This window comes from Haematobacter sp., from assembly GCF_032102465.1.
Taxonomy (GTDB): domain Bacteria; phylum Pseudomonadota; class Alphaproteobacteria; order Rhodobacterales; family Rhodobacteraceae; genus Haematobacter.
Genome location: NZ_DAMDHB010000003.1, coordinates 2,777 through 15,864, shown reverse-complemented (window position 1 = coordinate 15,864; position 13,088 = coordinate 2,777). Strand labels below are relative to the sequence as shown.

Sequence of the window (13,088 nt, the reverse complement as noted above, 5' to 3'; positions counted from 1 at the left end):
AACGAGCAACGAGCAACGAGCAACGAGCAACGAGCAACGAGCAACGAGCAACGAGAGGCCCTGCGCCGGAAAAGGCAAGAGGGTGGCACTCCCGGCGGCACACGGGCGGCTGGCCTATGGCTCAGGCTTGGAAGACCGCGAAGACTCCAGCCCATCTGCGCCGATGATCCCCGGGCCCTGCCGGCCCGCGGCCGCGAGCCGGCAGGGTGCCCATGCCCGCCGCGACCCAGAAGGCGCGCCAATCCCCGCCGCCACCTTCGGTCGAGCTCCCCCCGCATCCATAGGCAAGCGAGCCGCAAAGACATCGCCCTCTTTTTCACCCTGAGCGGGCCAGCTTGCAGGGGCTGGCTAAGTATTTTCCCCCCTCCCTGGCCATGTCTCGCCGGATCGAACGGGGCCCGGCCTGTCGAGTTGCCCTGTCATCCTGCTGACCGAATTGCCTCCCCGCCCAACGCCGGACTGTTCCGCCAAGGGAGTGGCGCAGCATCGCGCTGACAGTCTGCGGAAAAAGCCTCGAGTGCCACACCGATCTTCCCAACATCGGGAAATCGGCCCTGGAAGGGTCCGAAATAGGTATATCTCCGGCCGGATTTCCGGATTTCGGAAGATTCCCCTCCCGCGCCAAAGCCTTCTTCTGCATCTCGCCAGGGAGTATCTCGCCAGACTCCCTCCAAGAGCAGGCCCGATGCTGCCGTTCATGAGCGCGGGTCAACGGCTCGTGCCCGCTCGGCCCACATCGGCTGAATAGCGGCGTTCCACCGGTGGGGTCTGGCGGACGGAGCATTTCTGGTCCGCCGGAGAGCACCAGAGCACCAGAGCCATGTTCAAGTCAAATGCTGCTTTGGGGGCCGGTCAGGAAGGGGGCTTCGCCCCCCTGCCCGACATCCCGAGGAGGATCGCCCCCGTAAAATCCGGTCAGGACCGCCTCTTGCGCCGGTTGGGGCGCGCGCCTGCACGACCTGCGGTCGAGCGACCGGAGGCGGCAACGGCAGCCTCCGCAGCTTCCTCCACCACCGATTGCCGGGCCAGCGGATCGTCCGCCACGGCAAGCTCCACGGCCTCCAGCCGCTTCACCTCGTCGCGGAGGCGGGCGGCTTCCTCGAACTCCAGGTTCTCGGCGGCCTTGCGCATCTGGGTGCGCAGCGCCTCCAGATGGGCCGACAGATTGCCGCCGACCATCGCCTTCTCCACTTTCGTGGTGATGCGCGACTGGTCGGTATCGCCTTTCCACAGCCCGGCCAGCACGTCCTCCACGTTCTTCCGAACGGTCTGCGGGGTGATGCCATGTGCCTCGTTATAGGCGACCTGCTTCTCACGCCGCCGCTCCGTCTCCCGCATCGCGCGCTCCATGGAGCCGGTGATGCGGTCGGCATACATGATGACGCGCCCCTCCGCGTTCCGCGCCGCGCGTCCGATAGTCTGGATGAGCGAGGTCTCCGAGCGCAGGAACCCCTCCTTGTCCGCGTCCAGAATGGCCACCAGCCCGCATTCGGGAATATCCAGCCCCTCGCGCAGCAGGTTGATCCCCACCAGAACGTCGAACGCGCCGAGCCTGAGATCACGCAGGATCTCGATGCGCTCGATCGTGTCGATGTCGGAATGCATGTAGCGGACACGGATGCCCTGTTCATGCAGGTACTCGGTCAGATCCTCCGCCATCCGCTTGGTCAGCACGGTGACGAGGCTGCGATACCCCGCCTGCGAGACGCGCCGCACCTCGTCCAGCAGGTCATCCACCTGCATGGTGACCGGGCGGATCTCCACCTGCGGATCCACAAGCCCGGTCGGGCGGATCACCTGCTCCGCGAAGACGCCGCCCGCCTGCTCCATCTCCCACGCCGAGGGAGTGGCGGAAACGAACACCGATTGCGGGCGCATCGCATCCCATTCCTCGAACTTCAGCGGACGGTTGTCCATGCAGGACGGCAGACGGAAACCATGTTCCGCAAGCGTGAACTTCCGCCGGTAGTCCCCCCGGTACATCCCACCGATCTGCGGCACCGTGACGTGCGATTCGTCGGCAAAGACGATGGCATTGTCGGGAATGAACTCGAACAGCGTCGGCGGCGGCTCTCCCGGCGCGCGGCCCGTAAGATAACGGGAATAGTTCTCGATGCCATTGCAGACCCCGGTGGCGTCCAGCATCTCCAGATCGAAGTTCGTCCGCTGTTCCAGCCGCTGCGCCTCCAGCAGCCGCCCCTCGGCGACAAGCTGGTCGAGGCGCTGGCGGAGTTCCTTCTTGATCCCGTCGATCGCCTGTTTCAGCGTCGGACGCGGCGTGACGTAGTGGCTGTTGGCATAGATACGGATCTGCTTGAAGGCGTCGGTCTTGGCCCCGGTCAGCGGATCGAATTCGGTGATCGATTCCAGTTCTTCCCCGAAGAAGGAGAACCGCCAGGCCCGATCCTCAAGGTGCGCCGGCCAGACCTCCAGACTGTCGCCCCTGACACGGAACGACCCGCGCTGAAACGCCTGATCGTTGCGCCGGTATTGCTGCGCCACCAGTTCCGCGATCACCTGCCGCTGGTCATAGGATTGCCCGACGACCAGATCCTGCGTCATCGCGGAATAGGTCTCGACCGAGCCGATACCGTAGATGCAGGAAACGGAGGCGACAATGATGACGTCGTCGCGCTCCAGCAGCGCCCGGGTGGCCGAGTGGCGCATCCGGTCGATCTGGTCGTTGATCTGGCTTTCCTTCTCGATATACGTGTCCGACCGGGGAACATAGGCTTCCGGCTGGTAATAGTCGTAATAGCTGACGAAATATTCCACCGCGTTGTCGGGGAAGAAGCCCTTGAATTCCCCGTAAAGCTGGGCGGCCAGCGTCTTGTTGGGCGCAAGGATGATTGCCGGGCGCTGCGTCTCCTCGATGACCTTGGCCATGGTGAAGGTCTTGCCCGTGCCGGTGGCGCCCAGCAGCACCTGATTGCGCTCTCCCCCGTTCACCGCCGCCGCGATCTCGGCGATGGCGGCGGGCTGGTCCCCGGCCGGCGAGAATTCCGTATGCATGACGAAGGCGCGCCCGCCTTCCAGCTTGGGACGGGTCAGCACGTCGAAGCGATTCATCGGGGCATTGGTGTTATTATGGGGCATGAACGGACCTCCGGCGACCGGCCTCTCACATTTGATCTGTTTTTGTTCCCGTTCAAGGGGGCAACCTCCCCTTGCACAGCGGCGCTGGTTTTTCCATAACGAAGCCACATCACGGAGAAGGCCATGGTCGCGCGCATCTACAAGCCAGCCAAGACAGCCATGCAATCCGGCGTCGCCCGGACAAAGCGCTGGATTCTCGAATACGCCCCTGAAAACGCGCGTCAGATCGACCCGCTCATGGGTTGGACATCCAGCGACGATACCCAGACCCAGGTCCGCCTGCGCTTCGACACGCAGGAGGAAGCGGAGACCTACGCCCGGGAAAACGGCATCGACTACATCGTGCTTCCCGTTCATGGCCGGAAGGCCAACGTCCGCGCCATGGGATATGGCGAGAATTTCGCCACTAACCGCCGGGGCGCGTGGACGCATTGAGCCCATCCGCGGCGGCGGATGTCTGGCAGGAGCGGCGTGAGCCGCGCCGGGCGCCGCCGACGGATGCCCGCTCTCCGGCTGATGTGGATTATGCCCGCGTCATCCATTCGGCGTCCTTCCGGCGCCTGCAGGGCAAGACGCAGATCCTGAGCGTGGGCGATGGCGATTTCTACCGCACCCGGCTGACCCATTCGCTGGAGGTGGCCCAGATCGCCGCCGGGCTGGCCCGGCAGCTCGCCCGCTCCTTCCCGGACCATCCCGCCAGCGCCATCCTGCCGGAACGCAGCATGATCGAGGCCATCGGCTGCGCCCATGACCTTGGCCACCCGCCCTTTGGCCATGGGGGAGAGGTCGCGCTGAACTACACCATGCGCGATGCGGGCGGGTTCGAGGGCAATGGCCAGACGCTCAGGATCGTCGCGCGGCTGGAGCATTTCTCCGACCGTGCAGGCGCGAACCTGACGCGGCGGACGCTGCTCGGGCTGCTGAAATATCCCGTGGCCTACAGCCGGGCGCTCAACCCCGCCCTCCGCCCCGCGCTCCAGCCGGGAGAGGGCAAGATCCGCACGCTGGACATTGCCGCCTCCACCCCGCCGAAATGCTATCTCGACAGCGAGGCGGAAGTGGTGGACTGGCTGCTCGCGCCGCTGTCGGCGGCGGAGCGCGCGGTCTTTACGGCAATGGAGCAGCCGGTGGGCAGGCATGGGCGAAGCCTGCACAAATCGCTCGATTGTGCGCTCATGGATGTGGCGGATGACATCGCCTACAGCATCCACGATCTGGAGGACGCAATCACGCTCGGCCTGATACCGGAGGGGCGGTTCCGGGACGGGCTGGCCATCGCGGATTGCCGCTCGCTTTGCGCAGATGCGCCGGCGCGTGATGCCCTGATCCGTGATCTTTACGAAAGCCCGCGCGCGCGGAAACGGCGGATCGGCGAGCTTGTCCACCATTTCATCAGCGCCGTGCATTACACCACCACGGAAGCCTTTGCGGATCCGCTGCTGCGCTATCGCGTGGCGCTGCCGGAGGCGGAAGCGACCTTTCTGCGCGCCCTGACGATGCTGGCCTTTGACGAGGTGATCTACAGCCCGTCCGTTCAGCAACTGGAGTTCAAGGGGCAGGGGATGGTGATGGCGGTGTTCGAGGCTCTGGCTTCCGATCCCGCACGCCTCCTGCCCCGCGACTGGCTGATCCGCATGGAAAACGACGGTCGCGCGATCTGCGACTACGTTGCGGGCATGACCGATGCCCACCTGCTGCGCACCTATGAGCGGCTGTTCGAGCCCCGGATGGGATCGGTTTTCGACCGGATCTAGGAAGCGCCTTTCCTTGCGGGCCCAACGGCTGGGTGGTTATCTCCGCTCGGTCCTTCCTTGCATATCCGAGGGCTGATCGGATATCGCCGCACGGTCCTTCCGCGCTGCCTTTGCGGCCACGATGAGGAGACTGCGTCGGGGCGCAGGGCGTGGCGATCGCCGGATAGCGTCGATAGACCCGGATCACCCGGACTTCGGATCACGAACCCGCTTTCTGTCGCCGGCAGCTTGCACAGCTCCCGGACGGCCTCAGGCGGTTTCCGCCAAAGGACTGCGCCTCCGGCAGGATGCAAAACCCTCCCGGAGGCTGCGCGAAAAGGCTTTCTTGACTCCGTCGGGGCGGAAATCGTTCGAGATTTGACGAAATCCAACCGAAAATCCAAACATTCCGGGTCAGTTCGGGGCGGATTTTCCGATTTTCCAAGACCTACAGCTTCAGAACTTTTCAGCAACCTGCCAGAGCCATCCGGCCCCGGGGTCCGGCAAATCGGCATGAAAGCATCGGAACGGTGCCAAGAGGAGCGCTCCGAATGAACCCTGTTCTGCCACAACGGCTGCCGGAGAACCTTTTGCCGCAGCCCCTAACAGGCTGCTGAAAAAATCCTGACATGTCTGCCTATGTGCCGGAAACCTGAAAATCGGCCCGGAAACGCCCGAAAGTATATGGATTTCCGGCTGGATTTCGTCAGCTCGCGAACGATTTCCGCTCCAACACAGGCCAAAAAGCCTTTTTCAGCAGCCGGCTAATCCACGCGGAACAGTTTGAGCCGCGCCGTGGCCCCCCGCTCCAGTGTCAACCGTGAGGGCGCTATGCCAAGCGCTTCGGTCAGCACCCTCGTCACGGCGGCATTGGCCCGCCCATCCTCCGCCACTTCGGTCACCGCGATGCGAATCGGTCCCTCCTCCGGCATCGTCAGGCCCGGACGGCGGGCACGCGGGGTCACGCGCACCTCGATCCGCGCGCCTTCAACCACCAGATGCGCCAGTTCACCGCGCGCCATGGCCCCTCTCCTCTTGAACCGTCTCGGGTGATCGCCGACATCTGTCCCCGGATCAAGGAGATACCCATGCCGGACGCCAACCCCGCCGCTCTCGACTTTCTGCTGACCCGGCAGTCTGTCTCCGCCAAGACGCTCCGCCTGCCCGTGCCCTCCCGCGCGGAAATGGAGACGATTCTGACCGCCGCCGCCCGCGTGCCCGATCACGGCGGACTGGCCCCGTGGCGGTTCATCGTGCTGGAACGGCCGGCGCTGGAGCGGCTGGCCCGCATCGCCGCGGCGCGGGGGGCAGCCCTCGGCTATGATGCGGAGAGGATCGGCAAGGGCGAGGGGCAGTTCGCCCGGTCGCACCTTGCTGTCGCGGTGATCGCGAGCCCGGTGGCCAGCGAGAAGGCCCCGGAGGTGGAGCAGACCCTTTCCACCGGCGCGGCCTGCGTGAGCCTTGTCAATGCGGCACTCGCCTCCGGCTGGGGTGCCGCATGGATCACCGGCTGGCCCGCCTTCGACCGCGGCTTCGGGGAGGAGGCGCTGCATCTGGCGCCGCAGGAATGGGTGGCGGGCTTCGTCCATCTGGGAACCCCCGGCTCCGCCGTGGCGGATCGTCCCCGGCCCCCATTGGACCGGATCGTCACATGGGTGGCGGCGTGATCTTCACCGATCTCTTCCGCGCCCTGTCGCAACTGGGCGACCGCAGGTTCCAGAGCGTGTTCTGGCGCGGCATCCTCATCACCCTGCTGGTGTTCGTGGCGCTGGCGATGGGAGTGTTCTGGCTCATCGACCATTTCGCGCCGGAGAGCTTTTCCCTGCCGTGGATCGGACAGGTGGGCGGGCTGAACCTGTTCCTGTCCTGGGCGGGCGTCGTGGTGATGATGGCGCTGTCGGTCTTTCTGATGGTGCCTGTCGCCTCCGCCGTCACCGGCTTCTTTCTGGAGGAGGTGGCCGACGCCGTGGAGGCGCGCTACTACCCCGGCCTGCCCCCAGCCCGCGATGTGCCGCTACTGGAGATGCTGCGCGATTCGCTCGGCCTGTTCCTGCTGGTGATCGTGCTGAACCTCGGCCTGTTCGTGGTCTATCTGTTCACCGGCCCGCTGGGGCCCGTGCTCTTCTGGGTGGTGAACGGCTTTCTGCTCGGGCGGGAGTATTTCCAGCTCGTTGCACTTCGCCGCGTGAGCGAGGAGGAGGCGCGCATCCTGCGCACCCGCCACTTCGGCCAGATCTGGCTCGCCGGAACGCTGATGGCCGCGCCCCTCACCGTGCCGATCGTCAATCTTTTCGTGCCGGTGATCGGAGCCGCCACCTTCACCCATCTTTACCATCGGCTGACGCGCGATGCGGGCTGACTATTCCCCGGCAGCGGGCGGGTTCATGCGGTGATAGAAATCTATGTCGCGGATGGAAATCACCCCCGACATGATGATCCCCGCGACCACGATCCACAGCCCGATGGTGATGAGCGTCGTGAGCTTCGCCTTGCGCCCCACGGCCGCGTCCGAGGGAGCGGAGGCCGGGGTTCCCGGCTCCACATGGCCCGCATCCGCCTGACTCTTCATGCCGATCGGCAGGATGACGAGGAACACCAGAAACCATATGACGGCGAAAAGGACGACTGCCCCGGTAATGGTCATCAGACCTGCTCCAGCTCGATCAGCGTTCCGGTGAAGTCCTTCGGGTGGAGAAACAGCACGGGCTTGCCATGCGCGCCGATCTTCGGCTCTCCGTTGCCCAGCACGCGGATGCCCTGTTCCAGAAGACGGTCCCGCGCGGCGAGGATGTCGTCCACCTCGTAGCAGATGTGATGGATGCCTCCCGCCGGATTTTTGTCCAGGAACCCCTGGATGGGAGAGTTTTCACCCAGCGGGTACAGCAGTTCGATCTTTGTGTTCGGCAGTTCGATGAAGACGACCGTCACGCCGTGATCCGGCTCGTCCTGCGGGGCGCCGACCCGCGCTCCCAGCGTATCCGCATATTGCGCCGCGGCCGCCACGAGATCCGGCACCGCGATGGCGACATGGTTGAGACGTCCAATCATTTTCGCAATCTCCCTCCGCTCCGCCCGGTTTATGGGCGTTGCACCCCGCCGTCGCAAGGGTGGACGCTCGATTAACCATGGGGTGAGGAATTCCTGCTGGAATGGGTGTAGAAAGATGGAAAGGAGAATCGCATGGCCCTCCTCACCCTGAACCGACCGCCGCTGCTCGCGCCCAGGCGCCCGCTTACGGGCCAGACGGTGCTTGTCGTAGCGCCGTCCGTCACGGTTTTCGCAGCGCTGCAACGGGCGGGCGCGCGACTGCGTCATGCGGATGGACACGGGGCGATGCTTCGGCATCTGGCAAGCTACCGGCCGACCTTTGTCATCGTCGATATGGCGGAGGGGGTCGAGGTTCTCCGCGACGCCGTGCGGTTTCTCCCCGGCCAACGCAGCCTCATCGCGCTTGGGGACCGGGGCAGCCGCGCCGCCGCGCTGGAAGCGGGGGCCACCGGCTTTCTCACCCTGCCGGTGACGGAGGCGGCACTGCTGAGCCTGCTGCTCGGCGGGTTGTGGGGCGGCAATGTGATCCCGTTTCCGCAAAGACCGCCTCCGATGGATGTGTCGGCGGTGTGATCGTCGGCCTTGCAGAGCGGGAAGGCGCGCAGACCGCGCAGGTCGACGGAGAACCGATACCCGAGCGGCGCCATCCAGCCTCCACCCGAACTCGCGAAGCGCGGCCCGCGATAGCGCCATGCTGTTTTCTATGGCCAGTTTCTGTGGCCAGCAACGCCGGTCCAGAAACAGCCGGAGAACGAACGCGCCATCAGGCACCGGGGGCATCCGGCACGGGGAGGGGAATGCCGGGCGACCCAAGAAAGCGCGGAGTTCCCGCTCCTGCAACAGTAAGAATATTCGCCGCAAATCCGCTCCGGCGGAGGCTTCAGAACAGGTCGAGCAGACGCCGAAGGTAATCCCGCTCCAGGTCGGGGCGCTCCTGCTCCCCTGAACGGCGGCGGAGTTCGTTCAGGATATCCTGCGCGCGGCGATAGACATCGTCTCCTTGAAGCATGGAATCCTGCGTTCCGATGCCGCGGCCGACTTCTCCCGGCCGACGGCCCAGTGGATCACGCTGCCCATTAGGATCGCCCGAGCCGAACTGGTCGCCGCCGCCGCCTTCGCCCGGTTGGCCCTGCTGCCGGTTCTGCGCCATGGCGTCGCCAAGGTTGCGCATCCCTTCGCGCATGCTTTCCATCGCGTCGGCCTGCCGGTCGAGCGCCCGTCCGTTGTCACCGTCCCTGAGCGCCTGCTCCGCTTCGTCCATGGCGCGGCCCGCACGGCCAAGCGCGTCACGCCCCGCCTGCCCTTCGGGCGTGCCCAGCCCCGGAAGCCCGCGCTGCATCAGCCCGTCGAGCTGGTTTCGCAAGCCCTGCTGCCGGTCGGCAAGGCTGCCGCCCTGACCGGGACCGCCGCCTTGCCCCTGACCCTGTTGCCGACCCTGACCCTGGCCCTGGCCCTGCCCGGGTTGCTGGCCCCCCTGTCCCTGTTGGCCCTCTCCCTGTTGGCCCTGTTGGCCCTGGCCGGGCTGCTGGCCCTGCATCCCCTGAAACGCCTCGTCGGAAAGGCCCTGCTGTTGACGGAGCGTTTCGGCCAGATCGCGCATCGCCTGCTGGCCGGGGCTGCCCTGTCCGCCCTGGCCTTGCGTGACGCGCATGTTCTCCATCATCCGCCGCAGCTGGTCGAGAAGCTGCTGCGCCTCCGCCATCCGGCCCTCCTGCATGAGCTGCTGGAGCCTGTCGAGCATCTGCTGAAGCTGATCGCCGGTGATCTCCTGCCCCTGCTGATCCTCGGCCGTCTGGCGGTTCGGGTCGTTCTGCTGCTGCTCGGCAAGCTGGCGGATGTAATCGTTCATCGCCTCCTGCAGCTCCTGCATGAGCTGGGCGATTTCCTCGTCGCTGGCGCCGTTGCGGATCGCCTCGGACAACCGGTCCTGCGCGCGTTGCAGCCGTTCCATCGCGTTGTTGAGATCGCCGTCCTCCAGCAGCACCGCGATATCCCAGAGCGCGGCCGCCACCTCGTCCCGCGTTTCGGCGGTGAGCCCCTGCGAAACCCCGGTTTCAAGCTGCCGCATGGCGACGCGAAGCTGGAGATAGGCTCGCTGGTTGCGGATGAACCCCTCGGGCCGGTTGGTCACGGCGCGGAGCACCTGAAGGGACCGCCTCCCGTTCTCCCGCGACCACAGCAGGTCGCGCCGGTTCTCGATCAGTGCCGCTGCCAACGGATCGAAGAACCGCCGCCCAGGCAGCACGATGCTGCGCGCCTCCGCCGCGCCGGTCTGCCCGGCCGCATCCTGCACCGTCAGACTGATCTTCACGGGCAGGTTGGCCCAGGGGTGCTGGGAAAAGTTCTCGGCCAGCGTCTCGGTGAAATCCGCACGGCTGCCGGTGATCGGCATGGGGAGATCCACCACCAGCGCGTCCCGTGGCTCCGGCTCCGCCGTCAGGCCATAGCGCCGGTCGAGCGCGGCTGTGTCCAGCTCCATCCGGGCCTGCCCGGCGGTAACGCCGTAATCGTCATGCGCGGCGAAGGGCTGGCGCATCGCGCCATCCGCCTCGCGCCCGATGGGGCCGGAAAGCTCCACGCTGGGCGCGCGGTCCGCAATGGTCGTCACGTCCCATCCCGCGCCGCGCGGCCCGTTTATGTTGAGCCGGCCCGAGCGGGTGATGGAGAATTCCTGGCTGGGGGCAGACGCGCTGTCCACCATGCCGGTCCGGCCCGATACCGTTTCATCGACCGTAAGACTGCCTGCCTCGCCGTAAAGACGCAGCACTACCTTGCTGCCGACCGGCACAGAAAGGTCAGATTGCCGGATGTCGTTGAGATAGAGCGTTGGCTTGCCGGTATAGTCGGGCGGCTGGATCCAGCCCTCCCACGACGGGCCGGAAGCCACGGCCCCGCCCCCCGGCAGCTGCGCCAGATCCGCGACGGAGGCCACCCGCCAGACGGAGCCGAACATCAGCCCCACCACCAGCGCGGTGAGCGCCACATAACGCAGCGCATAGGGATCGCGGCGGGTGACGTTGAGATCGGGATGCACCGGCTTCGCGCCCCGCGTGCGCTCCGCCATGCGGGCCAGATGCGCCCGCCAGACGCGCTGCGCCGCCTCGTCCCCCTTGCCGATGGCGATATGGTCGCCGAGAGCGGAGATCGGGCGGCCCGGCAGGGTGGCGTCCAGCCGCGCCGCGGCCTCTGCCCGGCTGGGCCAGCGGAACCGCCGCGCGCCCAGCGCCGCCGCCGCGACGAGGCCCACGACGATCAGCACCGCGCCCGCCCAGGCAACCTCGATGCTCACCGCATCCAGCACACCGAAGAAAATGATCGCGAGCGTGGCGAACAGGATCACCGGGACCGGCCAGAAGGCCTGCGTCAGACGTTCGGCCACCAGCCCCCAGCGCGTCAGACGCAGGGGCCATTTCAGTCGGTCGAGCGCTGCGGCAGGGTCACGATCCTGTGCGGTCATACCTCATCCTGGGGGCTACGGCACGCGACATGCGTGTCAGAGCCACTCGGGAATGGTATCTCGCGCAAGGATTTCGTCAAAGTCAGGTCTTTTGCGGATGACGGCGAAGTGATCGCCCTGCACCAGCACCTCGGGGACCAGCGGCCGGCTGTTGTATTCCGACGCCATCACCGCGCCATAGGCCCCGGCGGAGCGGAAGGCGATCAGGTCGCCGGGCGCGAGCGGCGGGAGCGGCCACTGACGAGCAAAGGTGTCGGAGGTCTCGCAGATCGGGCCGACCACGTCATAAGGCGACGAGGCAGCGCCCGCAGCAGCCTCGGTTACCGGGACGATATCGTGATGGGCCCCATACATCGCGGGGCGGATCAGGTCGTTCATTGCCGCATCCACGATCAGGAACTCCCGTTCCTCGCCTTCCTTCACGTAGATGACCTCGGAGACGAGCAGCCCCGCATTGCCGGAGATGAGCCGCCCCGGCTCGATCTCGATCTCGCAATCCAGATCGCCGAGCGTCCTTTTCACCAGCGCGCCGTAGTCGAACGGCAGGGGCGGCGCCTCGTTGGAACGGGTATATGGGATGCCCAGACCGCCGCCCAGGTCGAGCCTGCGGATATGGTGCCCCTCCGCCCGAAGCTGCCGCGTCAGATCGGCCACCTTGGCGAAAGCGGCCTCGAACGGGGCAAGGTCGGTGAGTTGCGAGCCGATATGCACGTCGATCCCCACGACCTCTATCCCCGGGAGGGAGGCCGCCAGTGCATAGACCTCCGACGCACGGGAGATCGGGATGCCGAACTTGTCCTCCTTCCGGCCGGTGGAGATCTTCTCATGCGTATGGGCATCGACATCGGGATTGACGCGGACGGTGACCGGAGCCTGCACCCCAAGCCCTTCCGCGATACGGGAGAGCGCGCGCAGCTCCGCCTCGCTCTCCACGTTGAACTGGCGGATACCGCCCTCCAGCGCGAGGGCCATCTCCTCCCCCGTCTTGCCGACGCCGGAGAACACGATCCGCTCTCCCGGCACACCCGCCGCCCGCGCCCGGCGATACTCGCCGCCCGAGACCACATCCATCCCCGCGCCCAGATCGCCCAGCAGCTTCAGCACCGCGAGGTTGGAGTTCGACTTCACCGAGAAGCAGACCAGATGCGGCAGCCCCGCCAGCGCCTCGGTGAACAGCCGGTAGTGCCGGGCCAGCGTCGCGGCGGAATAGACGTAGAAGGGTGTACCGACAGTGCGGGCGATGTCGGGAATCGCGACATCCTCGGCGTGGAGGATGCCGTCGCGGTAAAGGAAATGGTCCATGGCGATACTCCCTTTCAGGCCGAGGGTTTCAGCCAAAGCCTCTAGCGGATCGCCGGGAGCGAGGGAAGGCCGCGTTCCGCCCGTCGATGCCGGATGCCGGTTGAACGAGAATGCCGCTCCACTCCGCTGGCTCGCTCGGCCGGCCGGGGTGCCGGCGTGCCGCACTGCGGCAGGAGGAAAGCCGCGAAGGTCAAGGGGCGAGGATCTGTCCGCTGGCCGCAGAGCGCCGCGGCGACGCGAAACAGCTCCGCCGGTCAGACCATCTGCCGGTCAGACCACCGGCTGACACCGCCGCACTTGCCCGCAACCTGCCTGTCCGTCCTGCCTGTTGGCCTTACCGACACGGTATGGCCAACAGGCAGGGCAACCCGCATGACAAGGCCCCGGCCACAAGGCAGATCAGAAACCCGGCATATCCCCCACGCGCGGCGGGGGGACGTACCTCCCCCAGC

11 protein-coding genes are annotated in these 13,088 nt (G+C 66.3%); 5 read left to right on the top strand and 6 right to left on the bottom strand.

Translation table 11 applies throughout. The features are described 5' to 3' along the window. Nucleotides 1-915: 915 nt before the first annotated feature. A complete protein-coding gene (uvrB, locus tag RT513_RS03325) occupies nucleotides 916-3,096 on the bottom strand; it encodes an excinuclease ABC subunit UvrB (protein ID WP_088216298.1) in 2,181 nt (726 codons plus the stop codon). Between the two features lie 123 nt (nucleotides 3,097-3,219). Here uvrB and RT513_RS03320 point away from each other — a divergent pair, with 123 nt between their 5' ends. Both RT513_RS03320 and RT513_RS03315 read left to right on the top strand, forming a co-directional pair. Beyond that, complete coding sequence (locus tag RT513_RS03320; RefSeq protein ID WP_035745538.1) at nucleotides 3,220-3,531, top strand: ETC complex I subunit; 312 nt, start codon at nucleotides 3,220-3,222, stop codon at nucleotides 3,529-3,531. Beyond that, nucleotides 3,519-4,850 (top strand): anti-phage deoxyguanosine triphosphatase, encoded by a 1,332-nt coding sequence (locus RT513_RS03315; RefSeq protein ID WP_313533575.1) that lies wholly within the window; start codon nucleotides 3,519-3,521, stop codon nucleotides 4,848-4,850. The genes RT513_RS03320 and RT513_RS03315 overlap by 13 nt, the downstream gene beginning before the upstream one ends. A gap of 743 nt (nucleotides 4,851-5,593) precedes the next feature. Here the strand turns inward: RT513_RS03315 and RT513_RS03310 are convergent. After that, nucleotides 5,594-5,851 (bottom strand): DUF167 domain-containing protein, encoded by a 258-nt coding sequence (locus RT513_RS03310; protein ID WP_290684996.1) that lies wholly within the window; start codon nucleotides 5,849-5,851, stop codon nucleotides 5,594-5,596. A gap of 66 nt (nucleotides 5,852-5,917) precedes the next feature. Here RT513_RS03310 and RT513_RS03305 point away from each other — a divergent pair, with 66 nt between their 5' ends. Both RT513_RS03305 and RT513_RS03300 read left to right on the top strand, forming a co-directional pair. Then, complete coding sequence (locus RT513_RS03305; RefSeq protein ID WP_290684998.1) at nucleotides 5,918-6,496, top strand: nitroreductase family protein; 579 nt, start codon at nucleotides 5,918-5,920, stop codon at nucleotides 6,494-6,496. After that, nucleotides 6,481-7,188, top strand: coding sequence for an EI24 domain-containing protein (locus RT513_RS03300; RefSeq protein ID WP_290685000.1), 708 nt, complete (start codon nucleotides 6,481-6,483; stop codon nucleotides 7,186-7,188). Before RT513_RS03305 ends, RT513_RS03300 begins: the two co-directional genes overlap by 16 nt. Here RT513_RS03300 and RT513_RS03295 read toward each other — a convergent pair whose 3' ends face one another. Together RT513_RS03295 and mce are read right to left on the bottom strand one after the other, a co-directional pair. Then, nucleotides 7,189-7,473 carry a DUF1467 family protein gene (locus RT513_RS03295; protein ID WP_088216302.1) on the bottom strand — a complete coding sequence of 95 codons (285 nt, stop codon included), beginning with the start codon at nucleotides 7,471-7,473 and terminating at the stop codon, nucleotides 7,189-7,191. Continuing rightward, nucleotides 7,473-7,877: a methylmalonyl-CoA epimerase gene (gene mce / locus RT513_RS03290; RefSeq protein WP_290685003.1), complete on the bottom strand. Its 405-nt coding sequence runs from the start codon at nucleotides 7,875-7,877 to the stop codon at nucleotides 7,473-7,475. Before mce ends, RT513_RS03295 begins: the two co-directional genes overlap by 1 nt. Before the next feature lie 132 nt (nucleotides 7,878-8,009). On the opposite strand from mce, the gene RT513_RS03285 reads away from it, so the two are divergent. Continuing rightward, nucleotides 8,010-8,450 (top strand): hypothetical protein, encoded by a 441-nt coding sequence (locus RT513_RS03285; protein ID WP_290685005.1) that lies wholly within the window; start codon nucleotides 8,010-8,012, stop codon nucleotides 8,448-8,450. A gap of 307 nt (nucleotides 8,451-8,757) precedes the next feature. Here RT513_RS03285 and RT513_RS03280 read toward each other — a convergent pair whose 3' ends face one another. Both RT513_RS03280 and lysA read right to left on the bottom strand, forming a co-directional pair. After that, the gene (locus RT513_RS03280) at nucleotides 8,758-11,334 is read right to left on the bottom strand and encodes a TIGR02302 family protein (RefSeq protein WP_290685007.1); all 2,577 of its coding nucleotides are present in this window, start codon (nucleotides 11,332-11,334) and stop codon (nucleotides 8,758-8,760) included. Nucleotides 11,335-11,370: 36 nt separating this feature from the next. After that, nucleotides 11,371-12,636, bottom strand: a complete 1,266-nt coding sequence (gene lysA / locus RT513_RS03275) for a diaminopimelate decarboxylase (RefSeq protein ID WP_088216306.1) — start codon at nucleotides 12,634-12,636, stop codon at nucleotides 11,371-11,373. Nucleotides 12,637-13,088: the final 452 nt, after the last annotated feature.

Excerpts from the sequence above, each read along its gene's own strand:
- RT513_RS03310 (WP_290684996.1), bottom strand. The coding sequence starts at position 5,851 with ATGGCGCGCGGTGAACTGGCGCATCTGGTGGTTGAAGGCGCGCGGATC.
- mce (WP_290685003.1), bottom strand. The coding sequence starts at position 7,877 with ATGATTGGACGTCTCAACCATGTCGCCATCGCGGTGCCGGATCTCGTG.
- RT513_RS03320 (WP_035745538.1), top strand. The coding sequence starts at position 3,220 with ATGGTCGCGCGCATCTACAAGCCAGCCAAGACAGCCATGCAATCCGGC.
- lysA (WP_088216306.1), bottom strand. The coding sequence starts at position 12,636 with ATGGACCATTTCCTTTACCGCGACGGCATCCTCCACGCCGAGGATGTC.
- RT513_RS03295 (WP_088216302.1), bottom strand. The coding sequence starts at position 7,473 with ATGACCATTACCGGGGCAGTCGTCCTTTTCGCCGTCATATGGTTTCTG.
- RT513_RS03285 (WP_290685005.1), top strand. The coding sequence starts at position 8,010 with ATGGCCCTCCTCACCCTGAACCGACCGCCGCTGCTCGCGCCCAGGCGC.
- RT513_RS03300 (WP_290685000.1), top strand. The coding sequence starts at position 6,481 with ATGGGTGGCGGCGTGATCTTCACCGATCTCTTCCGCGCCCTGTCGCAA.
- RT513_RS03305 (WP_290684998.1), top strand. The coding sequence starts at position 5,918 with ATGCCGGACGCCAACCCCGCCGCTCTCGACTTTCTGCTGACCCGGCAG.
- RT513_RS03280 (WP_290685007.1), bottom strand. The coding sequence starts at position 11,334 with ATGACCGCACAGGATCGTGACCCTGCCGCAGCGCTCGACCGACTGAAA.
- uvrB (WP_088216298.1), bottom strand. The coding sequence starts at position 3,096 with ATGCCCCATAATAACACCAATGCCCCGATGAATCGCTTCGACGTGCTG.